Genomic DNA, 16,927 nt, shown 5'->3' with positions numbered 1-16,927 from the left:
GGGCGGGATCTCGACAGGCTCGATCAGCGGCCCCTCGGCGGCCTGCCCTAGTACAGAAAAATGTCGATCCATGCGCGGTTGTGGGCGTGGAGCAGCACCAGGAACAGCACGAAGTCGAAGAGCAGGTGGACACTGACGATGTAGGACAGCGACTTGGTGACCGTGAAGATGCGTGCCTGCAGGAGGGCGAACGGGTAGATGAACAGCGGCGCCCAGGACCGGAATCCCAGTTCCCACAGAAATGATGTGAACAGGACGGCCTGCAGCAGGTTGGCCTGCCAGTCGGGCAGGTGCCTCCGGAGCAGTGCGAACGTGGTGCAGATGAAAAACAGCTCGTCCCAAATGCCCAGGGCGTTGGTGCCCACGAAGAGGCGGGCAATGCCTTCGGGGTCATGCACGGCCGGCCAGTTCATGTAGACGCCGGTCCTGATCATGTACACGGGCAGCAGGGCGTAGCCCATCACCACCACGGCCGGCAGATACCATTTCTCGGCCCGGGTCCACTTCTTCCCGGTCCGGACCGGGAAGACCACCGAGTGCTCCCTGGTGACGAATCGTGAAACGGCGTAGGGGATCCCGACGGCCAGAATCATCGCGGATCCCATGACGAGCATGTGGGACGTGCTGACGTCCGTGGTGACCGGCACGGCGCTGATGGCGACGACTCCCGCAGCAATCAGCGCCAGGTCCCGGAGCAATATCCTGTCCAGCAAGGCGGCCAGGAGCAGCGAGGCCGCCAGCAGGGCGTATCCGGGAGCGCCCTGCTCCAGCCCGAACAGGAGGAAGCCGGACAGCGACAGCATCGCGGCCGGGATAATGCGCAGGGATGTCCCCCTGACAGTGCGCTGCACGGCCAGGGGCATGCTCACCGGTGCCTGAACTCCGGCTGGCGCTTCTCGGTGAAAGCTGCCATGCCTTCCTTCTGGTCCTCGGTGGCGAAGAGCGAATGGAACAGGCGGCGCTCGAACAGCACGCCCTGCGCCAGCCCGGTCTCGAAGGCCGCGTTGACTGCCTCCTTGGCCAGCATGGCCGCAGGCTTGGACTTGGACGCGATCACTTCGGCGGCCTTCAGGGCCTCCTCCACCGTGTCCCCGGCCGGCACCACCCTGGCCACCAGCCCGCAGCGCTCCGCCTCATCCGCGTCGATGAACCGGCCGGTCAGGATCATGTCCATGGCTTTGGCCTTTCCCACGGCTCGGGTGAGCCGCTGGGAGCCGCCCATCCCCGGAAGAACCCCCAGGTTGATTTCGGGCTGGCCGAACTTGGCGTTGTCTCCGGCGATGATGAAATCGCACATCATGGCCAGTTCGCAGCCCCCGCCCAGGGCAAAGCCGGACACGGCGGCGATCAGTGGAATACGAAGCCGGGTGAGGTCCTCCCACCCGCGGAACCAATCGGCGTCGTACATCTCCATGTAGCCCTGGGAGGCCATTTCCTTGATGTCGGCGCCGGCGGCGAACGCCTTGCCCGACCCCGCGATCACCACGGCGCCCACGCCCGGATCCGTGTCCATGGCCGTGACCGCGGCGACGAGCTCATCCAGGGTCGCCTTGTTGAGGGCGTTCAGTGCCTCGGGCCGGTTCAGGGTTACGAGGCCGACGCGCCCCCGGCGCTCCACCAGAATGTTCCCGTACTCGTGCGTCATCCGTGTTCCTCACGTGGTTGGTTGGTCCTGAATCCAAGACTACTTTCCGGACTTGTCCCGGATGTCGGTGATGATGCCGGAAAAGTCGCGCCCGGCGCCGCCCTCAGCGGCAAAGGCATCGTAAATTTCGGAGGCCAGCGGGCCCATCCGGGCTGCCACGCCTGTGCTCTGGACGGCATTTAGGGCCAGCTTCAGGTCCTTCGCCATCAGGGCCCCGGCGAATCCGGGCTGATAGTCCCGGTTGGCCGGACTGGTGGGCACAGGTCCCGGCACGGGGCAGTTGGTGGTCAGTGCCCAGCACTGGCCGGACGCCGCGGAGGCGACGTCGAACAGCGCCTGATGCGTCAGGCCCAGCTTCTCGCCCAGGACGAACGCCTCGCTCACGGCGATCATGGACACGCCCAGGATGAGGTTGTTGCAGATCTTCGCCGCCTGGCCCGCGCCGTGCTCCCCGCAGAGGACTGCGCGCTTGCCCATCACGTCCAGCATGGGGCGCACCGCCTCAAAGTCCTCCGGCAGTGCGCCCACCATGAACGTCAGGGTGCCGGCCTCCGCGCCGACAACGCCGCCGGAGACCGGCGCGTCCACGGAGCGATGCCCGGCGTCGAGGGCCAGCCTGGCCGCTTCCCTGGCCTCGTCCACGTTGATGGTGGAGCAGTCCAGGAACATGGTGTCCGGGCCGGCGGCGGCGAGCAGCCCGGGCCGGCCCTCCGCGCCGAGGTATGCGTCCAGCACATGCTGCCCGCTCGGGAACATGGTGAGCACCACGTCGGCCCCGGCGACGGCTTCGCTGGCGCTGGCGGCGACGGGTATGCCGTGCTCCCGGGCGGCTTCGACCGCCGCCGGCACGACGTCGTACCCGGTGACCGGATAACCAGCCTTGACCAAGTTGACGACCATGGGTCCGCCCATGTGGCCCAGCCCGAGGAAGGCGATGTGTTCCTTCCTGGCCGCGGAATCGTCTGCGGCTACGTCCGGCGTTGCATCCTCAGGCATGACCCGTCTCCTTCTCCAAAAGAACCAGCTCCCTGTCCCCCAACGGCGCAAAGTACCTCTCGACGTCGTCCGCGCGCACTTCCGAGAGCGTGGCCGGCCGCCAGTTCGGGTTGCGGTCCTTGTCCACCACCTGCGCACGGATTCCCTCACGGAAATCCGGGCCGGCCAGGCAGTGCAGACCCACGCGGTACTCCTGGGCGAGCGTTTCGTCGAGGCTCAGCCCCCTGACCCGGCGCAGCGATTCCAGAGCCACCTTGACGGCCGTGGGCGATTTCGCCTCAATGGTGTCCGCAGCCTCCGCGGCCTCGCCGCCCGCCGCTCGCAGCCGGCGGACGATCTCCTCGGCGTCATCCGCGGCGTAGCAGGCGTCGATCCAGTCCCGCTGCGCCTCCAGCCCCGAGGCGGGAGCCGGGCCGGAAAAGCGCCCGACGGCGGCTTCCGCGGTTTCGGTTTCCAGCGCCGCCGCAAGGTCGGCGAGCCGTTGGGACGGAACGAAGTGGTCCGCGAGCCCCAGGAACACCGCATCGGCGCCGCTCAGGTGCGCCCCCGTCAGTGCAGCATGGGTGCCCGACTCCCCCGGCGAGCGGGAGAGCAGCAGAGTGCCGCCGACGTCGGGGACGAATCCGATGGTGGTCTCGGGCATGCCCATCCGGGTGCGTTCGGTGACGATGCGGACGGAACCGTGGGCCGAGATGCCCACACCGCCGCCCAGCACCAGCCCGTCCATGAACGCCACGTAAGGCTTCGGGTAGCGCGCAATGAGCGAATTAAGCCGGTATTCGGCCTCCCAGAATCCGGCCGTTTCGTCCCCGCCCGCGAGCATGTCCCGGTAAATCGCCACGATGTCGCCGCCCGCACACAGTCCGCGCTCACCGGAACCCTGCACCAGGACGGCCGCCACGGCGTCGTCGTCCGCCCACGCGGACAGCTGATCGAGCATTACCGATACCATCCCGGCGGTGAGCGCGTTGACGGCCTTGGGCCGGTTCAACGTCACCACGCCGAGGTGGCCGCGCCGCTCGAACAGCACTTCTTCGGGTGTTGCTTCCTCGGGAACTGCGTCTGCGGGGCTGGCGTCGGGGGATGTTCCGGTCATCAGCTTCCTTCCGGCATGATGAAGCTGGCGCCCTGGCGGATGCCCGACGGCCAGCGGGTGGTCACTGTCTTGGTCTTGGTGTAGAAGCGGAAGGCGTCCGCGCCGTGCTGGTTGAGGTCCCCGAAGCCGGAGGCCTTCCAGCCGCCGAAGGTGTAATAGGCGATGGGCACCGGAATCGGAACGTTGATTCCCACCATGCCCACCTGCACCCGGCTGGCGAAGTCGCGTGCGGCATCGCCGTCGCGCGTGAAGATGGCCACGCCGTTGCCGAACTCGTGCTCGCTGCAGAGCCGCAGGGCTTCGTCGTAGTCGGAAGCCCGGAGGACACTCAGGACGGGGCCGAAGATCTCCTCTTTGTAGATCTTCATGTCCTTGGTGACGTTGTCGAAGAGCGTGGGGCCGACCCAGAAGCCGCCCTCGTACCCGTCCACGGTGAGGCCGCGGCCGTCAGTCACGAGGGTGGCGCCGTCGTCCACGCCGGACTGGATATACCCCTCGATCCGCTCCTTCGCGGCGGCCGCCACGACGGGCCCGAAGTCGGAGTCCTTGTCCAGGCTATGGCCTACCTTAAGTCCCTTGATCCGTTCCCGGAGCCGTGAGACAAGCCTGTCCGCGGTGTCCTCCCCCACCGGAACAGCCACCGAGATGGCCATGCAGCGTTCGCCGGCGGAGCCGTAGCCGGCCCCGATCAGGGCGTCCGCGGCCATGTCGAGATCGGCGTCCGGCATGATCACCATGTGGTTTTTGGCGCCGCCGAAGCACTGCGCCCGCTTGCCGTGGGCAGCCGCCGTGGCGTAGATGTACTGGGCGATGGGCGTGGACCCCACAAAGCCGATTGCCTTGACGCGGGGATCCTCAAGCAGCGCATCCACGGCTTCCTTGTCCCCGTTGACCACGTTGAACACGCCGTCCGGCACGCCCGCCTCGGTGAAGAGCTCGGCCAGGCGCAGGGGCACGGAGGGATCCCGTTCGGAGGGCTTAAGGATGAAGGCGTTGCCCGCGGCCAGTGCGGGGCCGGACTTCCAGAGCGGGATCATGGCCGGGAAGTTGAACGGCGTGATGCCCGCCACCACGCCCAGCGGCTGGCGCATGGAATGAACGTCAATGCCGGAACCGGCGTCGTCCGAGAACTCGCCCTTCAGCAGGTGCGGGGCGCCGGCGGCGAACTCCACCACCTCGATGCCGCGCTGGATGTCCCCCTTGGCGTCCGGAACCGTCTTGCCGTGCTCAGAGGAGAGAAGCCGGGCCAGCTCGTCCAGGTTCTCGTTCACCAGGTCCACGAACTTGAGCAGGATGCGCCCGCGGCGCTGCGGGTTCATGGCACCCCACTCCAGCTGGGCCTTTTCCGCGCTGGAGATAATGTTGCGGACTTCCTCCGCACTGGCCAGCGGGAGTTTTGCCTGGACCTCGCCGGTGCAGGGGTCATAGACGTCGCTGAACCTTCCGGAGGTGCCCTCCATCCTCCGGCCGTCAACGTAGTGGGACAGTTCGCGCACCATGGTGGAATGCTCCTTTGCATGTGACCCGGGTCATCTTGGAGCTGAATATACTCGGACTTCCTACTAAATTCCAGAGTCCGGGGATCCGGGCCGGCAGCCCCACCCCGGCCGCCCACCATCCACCCGCGGCCCAAGTTGGGTAAGTTAGGAACTGTGAAGATTGCTACCTGGAATGTGAACTCGCTCCGTGCCCGCGCCGACCGTGTGGAGGCCTGGCTGCAGCGCAGTGACTGCGACGTGCTCGCCATCCAGGAAACGAAGTGCAAGGACGACAACTTTCCATGGGAGTTGTTCGAGCGGATGGGCTACGAGGTGGCGCATTACGGCGTCAGCCAGTGGAACGGCGTGGCCATCGCCTCCCGGGTGGGGCTCGACGACGTGGAACGCGCCTTTGTGGACCAGCCGGTGTTCGGCAAGGCGGGCAAGGACCCCATCCAAGAGGCCCGCGCCATGTCTGCCATGTGCGGCGGCGTCCGGGTCTGGAGCCTGTATGTCCCCAACGGCCGCTCGCTCGACGACGAACACATGCCCTACAAGCTCGAGTGGCTCGAGTCCCTGAAGAACCACGCCGCCGGCTGGGTCACCGAAAACCCCGAGGCGCAGATTGCCCTGATGGGCGACTGGAACATCGCGCCGCAGGACGGCGACGTCTGGGACATCGACTTCTTCCGTGCCAATGCCATGACGCACGTGAGTGAACCCGAACGCTCCGCGTTCCACGCTTTCGAGGCCGCCGGCTATTCCGACGTCGTGCGGCCGCACACTCCCGGCCCCGGCGTCTACACCTACTGGGACTACACGCAGCTGCGCTTCCCGAAGAAGGAAGGCATGCGGATCGACTTCGTCCTGGCCTCCCCTGCCCTTGCGGCCCGTGTCACCGGAGCCTCGATCGACCGCGAGGAACGTAAGGGCAAGGGCGCCTCGGACCACGCGCCCGTGATCGTGGAACTGGCCGACTGATGGGGACTGAACGCCGATGACAGGCAGGCACTCATGACGGGAAGCCTTTACCGGGGGCAGGCCGGGCTGCCGTTCTCGTCCACGCTCCGGGTCTATGAACCGCTGGAGGCTTTCCCGGAGGACCAGCGGGCTGCCCTCAAAGCCGCCGGGAAGCGGGCAGTTTCCCGGGCCGCCGTCGAAAACGCCGAGCTGCTGGCCTCGCTGGGACGGATCACGCGGCCCGGCGGAGATCCGTTCCCCACAGGGCGTACCGATCTGGTGCGCGTCACCCGGGCACCGGGCATTTCCACCGGCGGCGACGCCGCGAAAGAGTCCGGCGCGGAAACCTCCGACGGCGCCGCCCTGCTGTATTGCCCCAGCCAGCTTGTGCTGCGGGCCGGCCTGGCCGCCAACGCGCTCATGGAAGGAATCCACGGCCCCCTTGCCGAATTGCTGATTCCAGAGGAGCAGCGGGACCGGCACCAGGAGCGGATCGACCAGGTCAACGCCCGCGACGGCATTACCCGCGTGCACACCCGGGCTTCCACGTGGGGAATCCCCTTCAGCTGGTTCTCGCTGTTCCTGGAGTCCGACCCGCAGGACGTGGTGGAGGCCGGCGGCAGGATTCTCACCGTCCGCGTGTGGGCGACCATATCCGAGGCCCTGGACCGGGTGCGCTACGCGGTGGCAAACCTGGCCTTGGCGGCGCCCGACCTGGACATGCTGGATGACCTGACCCAGCTCACGGAATGGCTGGAGCTGTTCCATGCGGATTCCATGGTGGAACTCGACTACGGAGCCGTGGCGGACAAGGTCTACCCGGACGACTCCCCCATGGACGTACGGCTTGGGATCGAGTGCCTCGCCGAGGGCGACATGACCGGCGCGGCCGCCGCCTACCGCAGGCTCGCCTCGCGCTGGATCCCCATCCGCCAGCTGGCCCGCGCTTCCTGACCAGGCGCTCCGCTTCCCGCCTGTCACTGGCCGCGCCAATTTGCCGCGGGGTAATTGTCGCGGGCTAATTCCCGCGGGCTAATTGCCGCCCGCTAGGCGCGCGGGGGCGCCGTCGTTCGCCTGACGATGAGCGTGTGGGGCGCGACGGCGGAGCGCACGGAGCCGGTCATCCCCACCAGCTCGTCCAGCAGCATTTTGGTGGCCAGTTCGGCCTGCTCGTCGGGCCGCTGCCCCACGGTGGTCAGGCCCACGGCGTCGGAGAAGTCGTGGTCGTCGATCCCTATCACGGACAGGTCCTCGGGAATTCGGACGCCCACGCGGTGCGCTTCGAAGATGACCCCCATGGCCATTTCGTCGGAGGCACAGAAGATGGCGGTCGGCTTGGTTCCCGGCTGGCCCCACAGCCGCCGGAACGCCTCCTGGCCGCTGCGGACGGTGAAATCGCCCCACTCGTCCCACTCCGGACGGACCTCAAGTCCCGCCGCAGTCATCACGTCCTGGAACGCCAGGATGCGGACGCGCGGAACGTCGAAGTTTAGGTCGGTTTCGTCGTCCCCGTGGAGCAGCGCAATATCGCGGTGGCCGAGGTCGATCAGGTGCTTGACGGCGGTGGAAGCGGCGGCGTAGTCGTCGATGCCGATGTAGGCGCATTCCTCTACGTGCCCGCCCACCACCACCAGGGGGATCTCGATCTTCTGCAGGTGTTCGAGTTCCTCGTGCGTGAGTGCCATACACAGGACCAGCAGCGCGTCGATCTGCTTGTAGACCATGGTTTTGCTGAAGAGCCGCTCTCGGTGGCTGCCGTGGCCCCCCAGGTTAAACAGGGACAGGTTGTACTGCCGCGCGTGCAGTTCGCGGTCCGCGCCCTCGATGGCTTTGGAGAAGAACCAGCGGCTCACAAAGGGCGCCAGCACGCCGATGGTCTTGGTGCGGCCGGTGGCCAGGCCAGACGCCGACGACGACGCCACGTACCCGAGGGCACCGGCCACTTCGAGAATTTTTTCCCGGGTGGCCGGTGAAACCCTCGGCAGGCCGCGCACGGCCCGGGACACGGTGGCCGTGGACACTCCGGCCGCCGCTGCCACGTCCTCGATGCTGACTCCCGAGTGGCCGCCGCGCTGTGCCCTGTCAGTTGTGCGCGCCACGGTGTCCCCTCAAAGCCCCTGTACAGTTTTCCGCCATGTCGTTCTCCCGGCGGCAAGCAATCATTTTAGTCTGGCCGGCGCTTAGCTGCGGCGCGTGGCCGTGCGTGCGGGAAGGCGCCTGCGCAGCCTGATCATCCCGTACAGCGCCAGCAGCGTGGCCAGCAGGCCCAGCGCCCAGCCGAGTGCCGGCTGGGCGGTGACCTCCATCCATACCGTGACGACGAGCAGCACCACTGCCCAGAAACCGAGGAATCCGATGATGATGTCGAAGTCCTCGCCGGAGCGGACCCGCCTGTGGCCGATCCCGGCTGCCGGCTTCCCGCCACGCGGCGCTGCTCCGTCGGTCACTTGACTGCGCCTGCCGTCAGGCCGGCCACGATCTTGCGCTGGAACACCAGCACCAGAATGACGAGCGGAATGGTGACGATGGTGCCCGCCGCCATGATGGCTGTGTACGGAATCTGGTTAGGCTGCGCCCCGGCGAAGTTGGCGATGGCCACCGTCACCGGCTGGGTCGCATCGCTGGACAGCTGGCTGGCGATCAGGAATTCATTCCAGGAGGAAATGAACGCCAGGATCGCAGTGGTGAAGATGGCCGGAGCCGCCAGCGGCATGATCACCTTCCGGAACGCCTGGCCCTGCGTGCAACCGTCCACACGGGCCGACTCCTCCAGCTCCCACGGCATTTCGCGGAAGAAGGAGGTCATGGTGTAAACGGTCAGCGGCAGGACAAACGAGATGTTCGGGATGATCAGCGCCTGGTAGGTGCCCATCCAGCCGATGTTGGTGAACAGCTGGAACAGCGGGGTGATCAGGGCAACGCCGGGGAACATGGAAGCACCCAGGATGAAGCCAAGCACCAAATACTTGAACTTGAAGTTCAGCCGGGCCAGTGCGTAGGCGGCGAACACGCCGATGACCAGTGACACCAAGGTGACAACTCCGCCAATGAACACGCTGTTGAGCAGTGCTTGGCCGAAACGGTTACCAAACGATGTGTCGAACGCGGTATTGAAATTGTCCAGCGTGATGTGCGTGGGCAGGATGGAGGTGTCGTAGGTGAAGCCGACGTCGCGGAAGGCGGTCACCACCATCCAGTACGCCGGGGCGAGGCACCAGATCAGGACGACTGCCGCGCTGATGTAAGTGCGGCCCTGCGCCCATTTCTCCCGGTTCTGGGATGCCTTCCTGCCCCTGTCCTGCTGCGCGCGCAGTTCGGTTGTCGCGGCGGTCATTTCTTCCCCTTACCGGTGGCGCCGCTTTGCTCCACAACGTTCGCTCCGAGGAAGCGGACAAAAATGAAAGCGACAAGAAAGATGATGATGAAGGTGATGGTCGACAACGCCGCGGCGGAGTTGAAGCCTTGCCTGATCTGGTTGATCACCAGGATCGACAGCGTGGTGGTGTTGTTGGCACCGCCCGTGAGGATGTAGGGCAGGTCGAACATGCGGAGCGCGTCAAGCGTGCGGAACAGGATGGCCACCATGAGCGCCGGCTTGACCAGCGGCAGGGTAATCATCCGGAACCGCTGCCAGGCCGTGGCGCCGTCCACCTTGGCCGCCTCGTAGACCTCGGCCGGAATCATCTGCAGGCCGGCGAGGATGAGCAGCGCCATGAATGGCGTTGTCTTCCAGACGTCGGCGATGATCACTGCCCACTTCGCCGGCCACTCGCTGCCGGTCCACAGGATAGTGGTGTTGAACAGTTTGTTGGCGATGCCTTCGAAAGCGAAGATGAAGAACCAGAGCTTGGCCGTCACGGCCGTGGGGATGGCCCACGGCACAAGGACTGCCGCGCGGACCAGGCTGCGGCCCTTGAAGGTCCGGGCCATGATCATGGCCATCCAGAAGCCCAGGACCGTCTCGAGCGTAACGGTGACCACCGTGAAGAAGAACGTGGTGGCGGTGGCCGACCAGAACTGGGCGCCCAGGGTTCCCGGAGGGCAGGCGACGGTTCCGCCGGCCGGGGCAGCGCACTGCTGCGCCAGCCAATTCACGTAGTTCTGGACACCCGCAGGGCCGCCGGCGGTGAAGAGGCCGGTGGCCGGGTCGAGCCCGGCGTCCTTTTGGAAGGACATCACGATGGCGCTGATGATCGGGTAAACGATCACAATGCCCAACGCGATGATGGTGGGGGCAAGGAGCCAAGAGGCCCACCTGCCCTGGCTCAGGATCTTGTTGTCCTCACCAACACCCTTGGGCCCGTGGTGAATCGGGGTACCGCCCGACGCCGGTGCCTTGACCGGCGTCGGGCCTACTTCGGTTGCCATGGCAGACCTACGATCCTGCACCGGCGGACTCGATGGACTTCTGCATGTCAGACAGTGCAGTGTCCACGGGCTTCTCGCCCTTGATGGCTGAGTACGCGTTCTCCTGGATGGCCTTGGTTACCGCCGGGTAGAACGGGCTGACCGGGCGGGGAATGGCGTTCTCAATGGACGTCTTCAGGACCGGCAGGTACGGAAGCTTCGCCACAAGGTCCTTGTCCGTGTAAAGCGCTCCCAGCACGGGGGCCAGCGAACCCTGGGTTGCGTAGAACTTCTCGGATTCTTCCGAGGTCATGAACTTCACGAAGTCCAGGGCAGTGGCCTTGTTCTTGGAGTAGACGCTGACAGCCAGGTTGTGTCCGCCCAGCGAGGAGGCGCCGGGGCCGCTCGCGCCGGGGATCGGAGCGATGCCGAGCTTGTCCTTCACTGCGGACGAACCCTCAGTAGTTGCCAGGTTGTAGACGTACGGCCAGTTGCGCAGGAAGAGCAGCTTGCCGCTCTGGAACGCCTGCCGGCTCAGTTCCTCCTGGAAGGTGATGCCTTCCTTGGGGATGTTGCCGTCGGCGTATGCCTTGGCGAGGTTTTCCAGGCCGGCCTTGGCCTCGGGGGTGTTCAGGCTGGGCTTGCCGTCCTTGTCCAGGACCGATCCGCCGGCGGAGTTGATGGCCTCGGACGCGTTGACCGTGAGGCCCTCATACTTGCTGAACTGGCCGGCGTAGCAGCCGATGTTGTTTTTCTTGGCGATGGAGCACATGCTCATCATCTCGTCCCAGGTCTTGGGCGGGGTGGGCACCAGGTCCTTGCGGTAGTACAGCAGGGCGCCGTCGGAGGTCTGCGGCGCGGCGTACAGCGTCCCCTTGTACGTGCCGCTGTCAACGGTGGGCTTCAGCATGGCGCTTGTGTCAATTGCCATCTTGTCCTTGAGCGGCTGCAGCCAGCCCTTGGCGGCGAACTCGGCCGTCCAAACCACGTCAACATCCACGACGTCGTAACCGGCATCCTTGGCCTGGAAGTGCTGCACGATGTCATCATGCTGCTGGTCGGCCTGGTCCGTCTGTTCCTTGAAGGTGACCTTCTCGTTCGGGTGCGCAGCGTTCCACTTGGCCACCAGCGGCCGGACCACGTTGCTGTTGTCCTTGCCCTGGACGTAGGTAATTGGTCCACGCCCATCAAGGCCGGCAGCAGCGTCGCCGCCGCCAGCCTGGGTACCGCCGCCTCCGCCGCCGCCACCACAGGCGGAAAGCGTCAGGGCGAGAATACCGGCAGTAGCTACCGGGAGTAAGAACTTCGGGGTTTTCATTGGCTGGAGACTCCTCGCTGAGTGACAAGAAAAAAGACATAGTGCGGTTGATGTGGTGACCATCACACTAGTAACGTTGCGCTGGGAAATGCAAGCGTTTACACCTAATTGTTACCGGAGAGGCAACTATGACCCACCGCCCTACTGCAACGCCCGGTTCCGACATCACGGCGTGGTGGGCCAGCGCCGTCGTCTATCAGATCTACCCCCGGTCATTCGCCGACGCCAACGGGGACGGAATGGGCGATCTCCTGGGTGTGACGGCGCGATTGCCGTACCTTCAGAAGCTCGGTGTGGACGCGATCTGGCTGTCGCCGTTCTACAAATCCCCCCAGGCGGATGCCGGCTACGACGTCGCCGATTACCGCCAGGTGGACCCCATGTTTGGCAGGCTGGAGGACTTCGACGGCATGTTGCGCCAAGCTCACAGCCTGGGCCTGAAGGTCATCGTGGACCTGGTACCGAACCACACTTCTGATGAACACGCCTGGTTCCAGGAGGCGCTGGCTGCGGCGCCCGGCTCGGCCGCGCGGGAGCGCTACATGTTCAGGCCGGGGAAGGACCAGGTGGCGGGTTCCGGCGACGGAAACCTGGCGCCAAACAACTGGAAATCCATCTTCGGCGGCCCGGCCTGGACCCGGACCACAAATCCAGACGGATCTCCCGGCGACTGGTACCTGCACCTCTTCGATACCAAGCAGCCCGACCTGAACTGGGAGAACCCGGAAGTCCAGGAGGAGATGCGCTCGGTGCTGCGGTTCTGGCTGGACCGCGGGGTCGACGGCTTCCGCGTGGACGTGGCCCATGGCATGGTCAAGGAGGCCGGGCTTCCGGACTGGGACGGCGTTGCCGCCATGGTGGAGGGCTCGGCCGACGCCGGGCACCGGCCGGATGCGCCCGGCGCGCACAGCGAAGCGGTGGAGCCGCACACGGCCCACCATTCCCGGGATCGGCCCGGCGAAGACCAGTCTGCAGACGACGCCGGGCACCAGCCGGTGTCACCGCTGTACCCGCCGTCGCCCTTCTTTGACCAGGACGGCGTGCATGAGATCTACCGCGACTGGAACCGGGTGCTGGCCGGGTACGACGGTGACCGGATGCTGGTGGCCGAGGCCTGGGTGGAACCCGCGGAACGCCTTGCGCGGTACATCCGCAAGGACGAGATGCAGCAGGCCTTCAACTTCGATTTCCTGCTGGCCGGCTGGGACGCCCAGAGGATGGCGGTGGCCATCGAAGACTCCTTGGAAGCGGCCGCATCGGTGGCTGCCCCGTCAACCTGGGTCCTGAGCAACCACGACACCGTGCGCCACACCACCCGCTTCGGCCTGGCCGACCCCACCACGTTCCCGAAGGGCATTGCGGCGGAGGACGAGCAGCCGGACGCCGGCCTGGGCCTGGCCCGCGCCCGGGCAGCCACTCTGGTGTCCCTGGCGCTTCCGGGTTCGGCCTACGTGTACCAGGGCGAGGAGCTCGGCCTTCCGGAGCACACCACGCTGCCGGCTGAGGCCCGCCAGGACCCGACGTTCTTCCGCACCAACGGCATTGAGCGCGGGCGCGACGGGTGCCGGGTGCCGCTGCCGTGGAAGTCCGGCGAGCCCGGCTACGGTTTCGCCGATGGCTACACAGCCGGCGCTGCGTCCGACGGCGTTGCGTCCGACGGCGGATCTGGTCACCGCCCGCCTGCGGCTCCGTGGCTGCCGCAGCCCGACTCGTTCGGGGAACTGGCCGCTGACCGGCAGGACGGCGTCGAGGGTTCAACGCTGGAGCTGTACCGCTCGGCGTTGTCGCTGCGCAAGGGCCACGGCCTGGGGTCGGGCACCTTCTGCTGGGCCGACATGCACGATCCCGAAACAGGCGTCCTGGCCTTCCAGAACCGTGACATCCTGGTGATCGCCAACATGGGCACGGAGCCGACTCCCGTGCCGGACGGTTACCGGGTGGAACTTTCGAGTGCCGCAGAGGCCGGCGCCGGCGGACCGGCCGCCGTCGAACCGGTCCACGGCGAACCGGCCGTTGTCGGGGCAGGTGCCGGACGGCTGGCCTCGCGCCCGGCAGCTGCGGAGACTGGAGTCCCGGCATCCGGGGTACCAGCAGGCGGAACCCTCGACGCTGCCGTCATTGCCCCCAACACTGCCGCGTACCTCGTGGCCGGGTAGCCCCGCGCTCCGCGCCTTAACTCTTAACTAAAGAGCGCTGCGTCCCGAAAGGAACGCAGCGCTCTGCGGTGCACCGGCGGAACGGCACTCAGGCGGGACGGCACTCAGCGGAACGGAGTACGCGCCTCGCCGAAGGTGAGCCCGCAGGAGCCGGCAATTCGAGCCTGGCTACTTGCCGCCCTTGAAGAAGCCGGCGATCCGGGCTCCGAGGCCCTTGACGTTCTCGGCAACGTCTCCCGCGATTTCCTTGGCGTTCCCTGCCACGTCACCGGCGAGTTCCTTGGCGTTGTCCGCAACATCTCCGGAGAGGAATTCCTTGACGTTTTCCGTGGCCTGACCGGCAAATTCCTTCGCGTGGCCGGCCGCTTCACCGGCAAATTCCTTGGCGTGCCCAACCGCGTTTTCGAGTCCGTCCTTGGCAGCCTGGTTTCCTGTTACTTCATCGCTCACAGTGTTCTCCTTGTTGACGGGCTTCGCCGGGTTTTTGGCCCGGTCAGGGCAATGGCGTCTGCAGGGCAGCCGCCAGCCTTCTCTTTCAACCTATGGCCTTGAAGATCCCCGGGCCAAAACCGTCCGCGGCCCCGGACGCACCAGGGCACAGTGACGTCACAATCAGGAAACCTCAATTCAGCGGACGCGCTCCGCACGGCTGAACCGGGCGCGCGCGCCCGCGGCGATGTACACCAGCACCGGCGTGCGCTGGCCCACCACGGCTTCCAGTGCGGCCACCAGCGCCGAGGTGTCCGCGGCGAGGACCTGCGGCGGAACTCCCGGCCTGGGGTGCAGTCGGATCTTTAGGGCGGGCTGCCCGCGGACCTCGTACGTGGCAACCGTGGCACCGGCCAGGTCAGGGCGTTCGGCCAGCGCATTCCTCAGCGCCTGTTCGGCCACTCCGCTTCCGATCCGTATGTCACCGGGAACCCCGCCGGGATCCTCGGCAGCCAGCAGGAGGTCTGTCCGGCCCTTTCCCTGCTGCGCGACCCAGGCCACCATGAGGCCGATCAGCACAACAAGGACCAGGGCCAGGACGATCCAAAGCCAGCTTTCCGACCGGCCCGGGAACCGCGTGCTCTCGAACATCTGGTTGGCGACGTTCCACACGCCCCGCGACCAGGACTGCCACCACGTCCCCACAGCGGGAACAGCGGCCAGCAGCATGAGCAGGATACCCACTGCCAGCAACTTGAATCCAAGGATCCCGATGAGGATCCTGTTGAGGGTCCTAGGCGTGCTATTCATGCGCCTATCACCCCGGACGTCGCGAGGTTGATCCGCACCTGGGGCATGGGGGTCGGGGCCATGGAGTGCAGTTCGTCCTCGACCGCCTCACGGATTGCGTTCTCGCTGACCGGCACGCCGGACGTGGGGCGGACATTCACCACTGCCTGACGCTGGGACACCACCACCATGACCTGTTCCTGGGTGACATTCGCCGCCAGGCGAGCCCGGCGGGCAAGGGCTGAGGCGATGACTTCGTCATCAACCACCACGGCTACTCGCGGATCGTCAAGTAAGTGACGGGCCCGGCGGCCCGGCAGGACGGCACTGAGGAAGAAAAAGAGCCCCGCGGCTGCGGTCACGGCTCCCGTGACTCCCAAGAGGAGCGGAGGCACTCCGCCCGGCAGCGCCACGATCCGTTCCGCCGCCGTCTGGGGATCGATAAGCCAAGGCGGCTGGCCGATGGCGCGCACGGCGGACTCGAGCAGGGCATAAAGGCAGAGGAGAACGACCAGGGCCGCGGCGACCCCTGCTGCTGCCGCACGGGAGGAATGCGTCTCCCGGCGCAGAACCCGGTTCATGTCCACCGGGGCGGCATGCGCCGGGCCGGCCGCACCCTCCCCGGGCGCGTCGCCTGCCTCGTTCTGCTGTTCAGTGACGGAACTCAACGAACCCGGCCCCTCTCCGTGACGTGTGCCCCGCTGATGCGGATGTCCACCCTGCTCAACCGTGCACCGCTGAGTTCCGTGACCTTGGTGAGGATGTCGGACTTGGCGGCGACCGCTCGCTCCCAGATGGATCCGCCGAACACAGAGACACGTTCCGGATCGCGGAGAACGGCCGTCAGGCCGGGGATCTTGATAGGCGTGACGAGGGATAAAGCCAGCAGGCCGTCGTCGTCCGACCACTCCGCACGGACGTCGTGGGCCGGCACGCCCAGGGACTCTGCGGCTGCGGCCTTGGCCAGGCTGGTGAGGGCCTGGGTGCTGATCCGGTTATGCCCGCTGTACGGCGGGCTCGGCATGGCTGCTTCGGCTGCCCCGCTCATGATGAGGAGCGCCGGCCGCTGAGGGCGTCCATGACGCTGCGCAGGTCCAGTTTCCCTTCTGCGGCGCGGCCCAGGAGGGCACCTATGCCCATGAACAGCAGGGAGATCAGGAATCCCCACAGGCCAAACTGGAAGGACATGAACGCCACGAACGCACCGATTGCGATGCCTACGACCGTCAGGCTCACAGGACCGACTCCCTTTCAGTCACAGCCGCAGCCCCCACGGGTTTCGGCGGCGGAGCTATATAAACGTCATTGATTTCGACGTTCACCTCAATGACCTGCAGGCCAACGAGTTTTTCGACCGCCGAATAGACAGCCGCCCGGACTTGGTTGGCCAGGGAATGCAGCGGCGTCCCGTAGGCCGCCACCAGCGTGATATCGACAGCGACCTGGGTCTCGCCGACCTCGGCATGCACACCTGCGGCATGGTCGGAGCTACCCACGGCGTCGCGGATGGCACCCAGCGCCCGTGAAGAGCCCGTTCCAAGGGAATACACCCCCGGCACGGCGCGGGCCGCAATTCCCGCCACCTTGGCCACTGCCGTCTCAGAGATGATGGTGCGGCCGCTGGCCGCGGACTGGCCCGGGGCCGCCTCCGCGCGGACTCCGGCGGAGGGTTGTGGGTTCTGGTATTCCATCAGGCGCTCCCCTTCTGTTGAA

General features: G+C 66.4%; 19 protein-coding genes. 3 read left to right on the top strand and 16 right to left on the bottom strand.

The window, feature by feature from the left end:
* Nucleotides 1-47 precede the first annotated feature (47 nt).
* From ABFP37_RS12285 to ABFP37_RS12265, 5 genes are read right to left on the bottom strand one after another with little or no spacing between them, the layout of a single operon-like run.
* A complete protein-coding gene (locus ABFP37_RS12285; RefSeq protein WP_347033759.1) occupies nucleotides 48-863 on the bottom strand; it encodes a CPBP family glutamic-type intramembrane protease in 816 nt (271 codons plus the stop codon).
* 2 nt (nucleotides 864-865) lie between these two features.
* Nucleotides 866-1,645: an enoyl-CoA hydratase gene (locus ABFP37_RS12280; protein WP_078029170.1), complete on the bottom strand. Its 780-nt coding sequence runs from the start codon at nucleotides 1,643-1,645 to the stop codon at nucleotides 866-868.
* 39 nt (nucleotides 1,646-1,684) lie between these two features.
* Nucleotides 1,685-2,641 carry a 3-hydroxyisobutyrate dehydrogenase gene (gene mmsB, locus ABFP37_RS12275; protein ID WP_078029169.1) on the bottom strand — a complete coding sequence of 319 codons (957 nt, stop codon included), beginning with the start codon at nucleotides 2,639-2,641 and terminating at the stop codon, nucleotides 1,685-1,687.
* On the bottom strand, nucleotides 2,634-3,737 hold the full coding sequence (locus ABFP37_RS12270) for an enoyl-CoA hydratase/isomerase family protein (RefSeq protein ID WP_078029168.1): 1,104 nt from the start codon (nucleotides 3,735-3,737) through the stop codon (nucleotides 2,634-2,636). The genes mmsB and ABFP37_RS12270 overlap by 8 nt, the downstream gene beginning before the upstream one ends.
* Nucleotides 3,737-5,236 carry a CoA-acylating methylmalonate-semialdehyde dehydrogenase gene (locus ABFP37_RS12265; protein WP_078029167.1) on the bottom strand — a complete coding sequence of 500 codons (1,500 nt, stop codon included), beginning with the start codon at nucleotides 5,234-5,236 and terminating at the stop codon, nucleotides 3,737-3,739. The genes ABFP37_RS12270 and ABFP37_RS12265 overlap by 1 nt, the downstream gene beginning before the upstream one ends.
* 153 nt (nucleotides 5,237-5,389) lie before the next feature.
* Between ABFP37_RS12265 and ABFP37_RS12260 the strand changes: the two genes are divergently transcribed.
* On the top strand, nucleotides 5,390-6,196 hold the full coding sequence (locus ABFP37_RS12260) for an exodeoxyribonuclease III (protein ID WP_078029166.1): 807 nt from the start codon (nucleotides 5,390-5,392) through the stop codon (nucleotides 6,194-6,196).
* 33 nt (nucleotides 6,197-6,229) lie between these two features.
* Nucleotides 6,230-7,129 (top strand): hypothetical protein, encoded by a 900-nt coding sequence (locus tag ABFP37_RS12255; RefSeq protein WP_078029165.1) that lies wholly within the window; start codon nucleotides 6,230-6,232, stop codon nucleotides 7,127-7,129.
* A gap of 92 nt (nucleotides 7,130-7,221) precedes the next feature.
* Here the strand turns inward: ABFP37_RS12255 and ABFP37_RS12250 are convergent, their stop codons facing one another.
* The 5 genes from ABFP37_RS12250 to ABFP37_RS12230 all read right to left on the bottom strand — a co-directional run bounded on the left by ABFP37_RS12250 (nucleotide 7,222) and on the right by ABFP37_RS12230 (nucleotide 11,840).
* Entirely contained in the window at nucleotides 7,222-8,274 is a 1,053-nt protein-coding gene (locus ABFP37_RS12250; protein WP_078029164.1) for a LacI family DNA-binding transcriptional regulator, read from the bottom strand.
* Between the two features lie 81 nt (nucleotides 8,275-8,355).
* Nucleotides 8,356-8,622, bottom strand: a complete 267-nt coding sequence (locus ABFP37_RS12245; RefSeq protein WP_078029163.1) for a hypothetical protein — start codon at nucleotides 8,620-8,622, stop codon at nucleotides 8,356-8,358.
* Nucleotides 8,619-9,509, bottom strand: a complete 891-nt coding sequence (locus ABFP37_RS12240) for a carbohydrate ABC transporter permease (RefSeq protein ID WP_078029162.1) — start codon at nucleotides 9,507-9,509, stop codon at nucleotides 8,619-8,621. The genes ABFP37_RS12245 and ABFP37_RS12240 overlap by 4 nt, the downstream gene beginning before the upstream one ends.
* Nucleotides 9,506-10,543: a sugar ABC transporter permease gene (locus ABFP37_RS12235; protein WP_078029161.1), complete on the bottom strand. Its 1,038-nt coding sequence runs from the start codon at nucleotides 10,541-10,543 to the stop codon at nucleotides 9,506-9,508. The genes ABFP37_RS12240 and ABFP37_RS12235 overlap by 4 nt, the downstream gene beginning before the upstream one ends.
* A 7-nt stretch (nucleotides 10,544-10,550) precedes the next feature.
* A complete protein-coding gene (locus ABFP37_RS12230) occupies nucleotides 10,551-11,840 on the bottom strand; it encodes an ABC transporter substrate-binding protein (RefSeq protein ID WP_078029160.1) in 1,290 nt (429 codons plus the stop codon).
* A 128-nt stretch (nucleotides 11,841-11,968) separates the two neighbouring features.
* On the opposite strand from ABFP37_RS12230, the gene ABFP37_RS12225 reads away from it, so the two are divergent.
* Nucleotides 11,969-13,996 carry a glycoside hydrolase family 13 protein gene (locus ABFP37_RS12225; RefSeq protein ID WP_347033728.1) on the top strand — a complete coding sequence of 676 codons (2,028 nt, stop codon included), beginning with the start codon at nucleotides 11,969-11,971 and terminating at the stop codon, nucleotides 13,994-13,996.
* A 168-nt stretch (nucleotides 13,997-14,164) separates the two neighbouring features.
* Here the strand turns inward: ABFP37_RS12225 and ABFP37_RS12220 are convergent, their stop codons facing one another.
* From ABFP37_RS12220 to ABFP37_RS12195, 6 genes are all read right to left on the bottom strand, one after another.
* Nucleotides 14,165-14,446, bottom strand: coding sequence for a hypothetical protein (locus ABFP37_RS12220; protein ID WP_078029158.1), 282 nt, complete (start codon nucleotides 14,444-14,446; stop codon nucleotides 14,165-14,167).
* A 177-nt stretch (nucleotides 14,447-14,623) separates the two neighbouring features.
* The gene (locus ABFP37_RS12215; protein ID WP_347033727.1) at nucleotides 14,624-15,235 is read right to left on the bottom strand and encodes a hypothetical protein; all 612 of its coding nucleotides are present in this window, start codon (nucleotides 15,233-15,235) and stop codon (nucleotides 14,624-14,626) included.
* Nucleotides 15,232-15,882: a DUF6286 domain-containing protein gene (locus ABFP37_RS12210; protein WP_347033726.1), complete on the bottom strand. Its 651-nt coding sequence runs from the start codon at nucleotides 15,880-15,882 to the stop codon at nucleotides 15,232-15,234. Before ABFP37_RS12210 ends, ABFP37_RS12215 begins: the two co-directional genes overlap by 4 nt.
* Nucleotides 15,879-16,262 carry a hypothetical protein gene (locus ABFP37_RS12205; RefSeq protein ID WP_078029155.1) on the bottom strand — a complete coding sequence of 128 codons (384 nt, stop codon included), beginning with the start codon at nucleotides 16,260-16,262 and terminating at the stop codon, nucleotides 15,879-15,881. Before ABFP37_RS12205 ends, ABFP37_RS12210 begins: the two co-directional genes overlap by 4 nt.
* Nucleotides 16,259-16,450, bottom strand: coding sequence for a hypothetical protein (locus ABFP37_RS12200; protein ID WP_078029154.1), 192 nt, complete (start codon nucleotides 16,448-16,450; stop codon nucleotides 16,259-16,261). Before ABFP37_RS12200 ends, ABFP37_RS12205 begins: the two co-directional genes overlap by 4 nt.
* Nucleotides 16,447-16,905 (bottom strand): Asp23/Gls24 family envelope stress response protein, encoded by a 459-nt coding sequence (locus tag ABFP37_RS12195; protein WP_078029153.1) that lies wholly within the window; start codon nucleotides 16,903-16,905, stop codon nucleotides 16,447-16,449. The genes ABFP37_RS12200 and ABFP37_RS12195 overlap by 4 nt, the downstream gene beginning before the upstream one ends.
* Nucleotides 16,906-16,927: the final 22 nt, after the last annotated feature.

It is taken from the genome of Burkholderia sp. RS01 (genome assembly GCF_039748055.1).
Classification (GTDB): Bacteria; Actinomycetota; Actinomycetes; order Actinomycetales; family Micrococcaceae; genus Arthrobacter.
The sequence above is the reverse complement of the archived record's forward strand: the minus strand, read 5'-3'. Positions and strand labels throughout refer to the sequence as shown.

Coding starts and splice junctions, on each gene's coding strand:
- ABFP37_RS12285 (WP_347033759.1), bottom strand. CDS start 863: ATGCCCCTGGCCGTGCAGCGCACTGTCAGGGGGACATCCCTGCGCATT.
- ABFP37_RS12280 (WP_078029170.1), bottom strand. CDS start 1,645: ATGACGCACGAGTACGGGAACATTCTGGTGGAGCGCCGGGGGCGCGTC.
- mmsB (WP_078029169.1), bottom strand. CDS start 2,641: ATGCCTGAGGATGCAACGCCGGACGTAGCCGCAGACGATTCCGCGGCC.
- ABFP37_RS12270 (WP_078029168.1), bottom strand. CDS start 3,737: ATGACCGGAACATCCCCCGACGCCAGCCCCGCAGACGCAGTTCCCGAG.
- ABFP37_RS12265 (WP_078029167.1), bottom strand. CDS start 5,236: ATGGTGCGCGAACTGTCCCACTACGTTGACGGCCGGAGGATGGAGGGC.
- ABFP37_RS12255 (WP_078029165.1), top strand. CDS start 6,230: ATGACGGGAAGCCTTTACCGGGGGCAGGCCGGGCTGCCGTTCTCGTCC.
- ABFP37_RS12240 (WP_078029162.1), bottom strand. CDS start 9,509: ATGACCGCCGCGACAACCGAACTGCGCGCGCAGCAGGACAGGGGCAGG.
- ABFP37_RS12235 (WP_078029161.1), bottom strand. CDS start 10,543: ATGGCAACCGAAGTAGGCCCGACGCCGGTCAAGGCACCGGCGTCGGGC.
- ABFP37_RS12230 (WP_078029160.1), bottom strand. CDS start 11,840: ATGAAAACCCCGAAGTTCTTACTCCCGGTAGCTACTGCCGGTATTCTC.
- ABFP37_RS12225 (WP_347033728.1), top strand. CDS start 11,969: ATGACCCACCGCCCTACTGCAACGCCCGGTTCCGACATCACGGCGTGG.
- ABFP37_RS12215 (WP_347033727.1), bottom strand. CDS start 15,235: ATGAATAGCACGCCTAGGACCCTCAACAGGATCCTCATCGGGATCCTT.
- ABFP37_RS12205 (WP_078029155.1), bottom strand. CDS start 16,262: ATGAGCGGGGCAGCCGAAGCAGCCATGCCGAGCCCGCCGTACAGCGGG.
- ABFP37_RS12195 (WP_078029153.1), bottom strand. CDS start 16,905: ATGGAATACCAGAACCCACAACCCTCCGCCGGAGTCCGCGCGGAGGCG.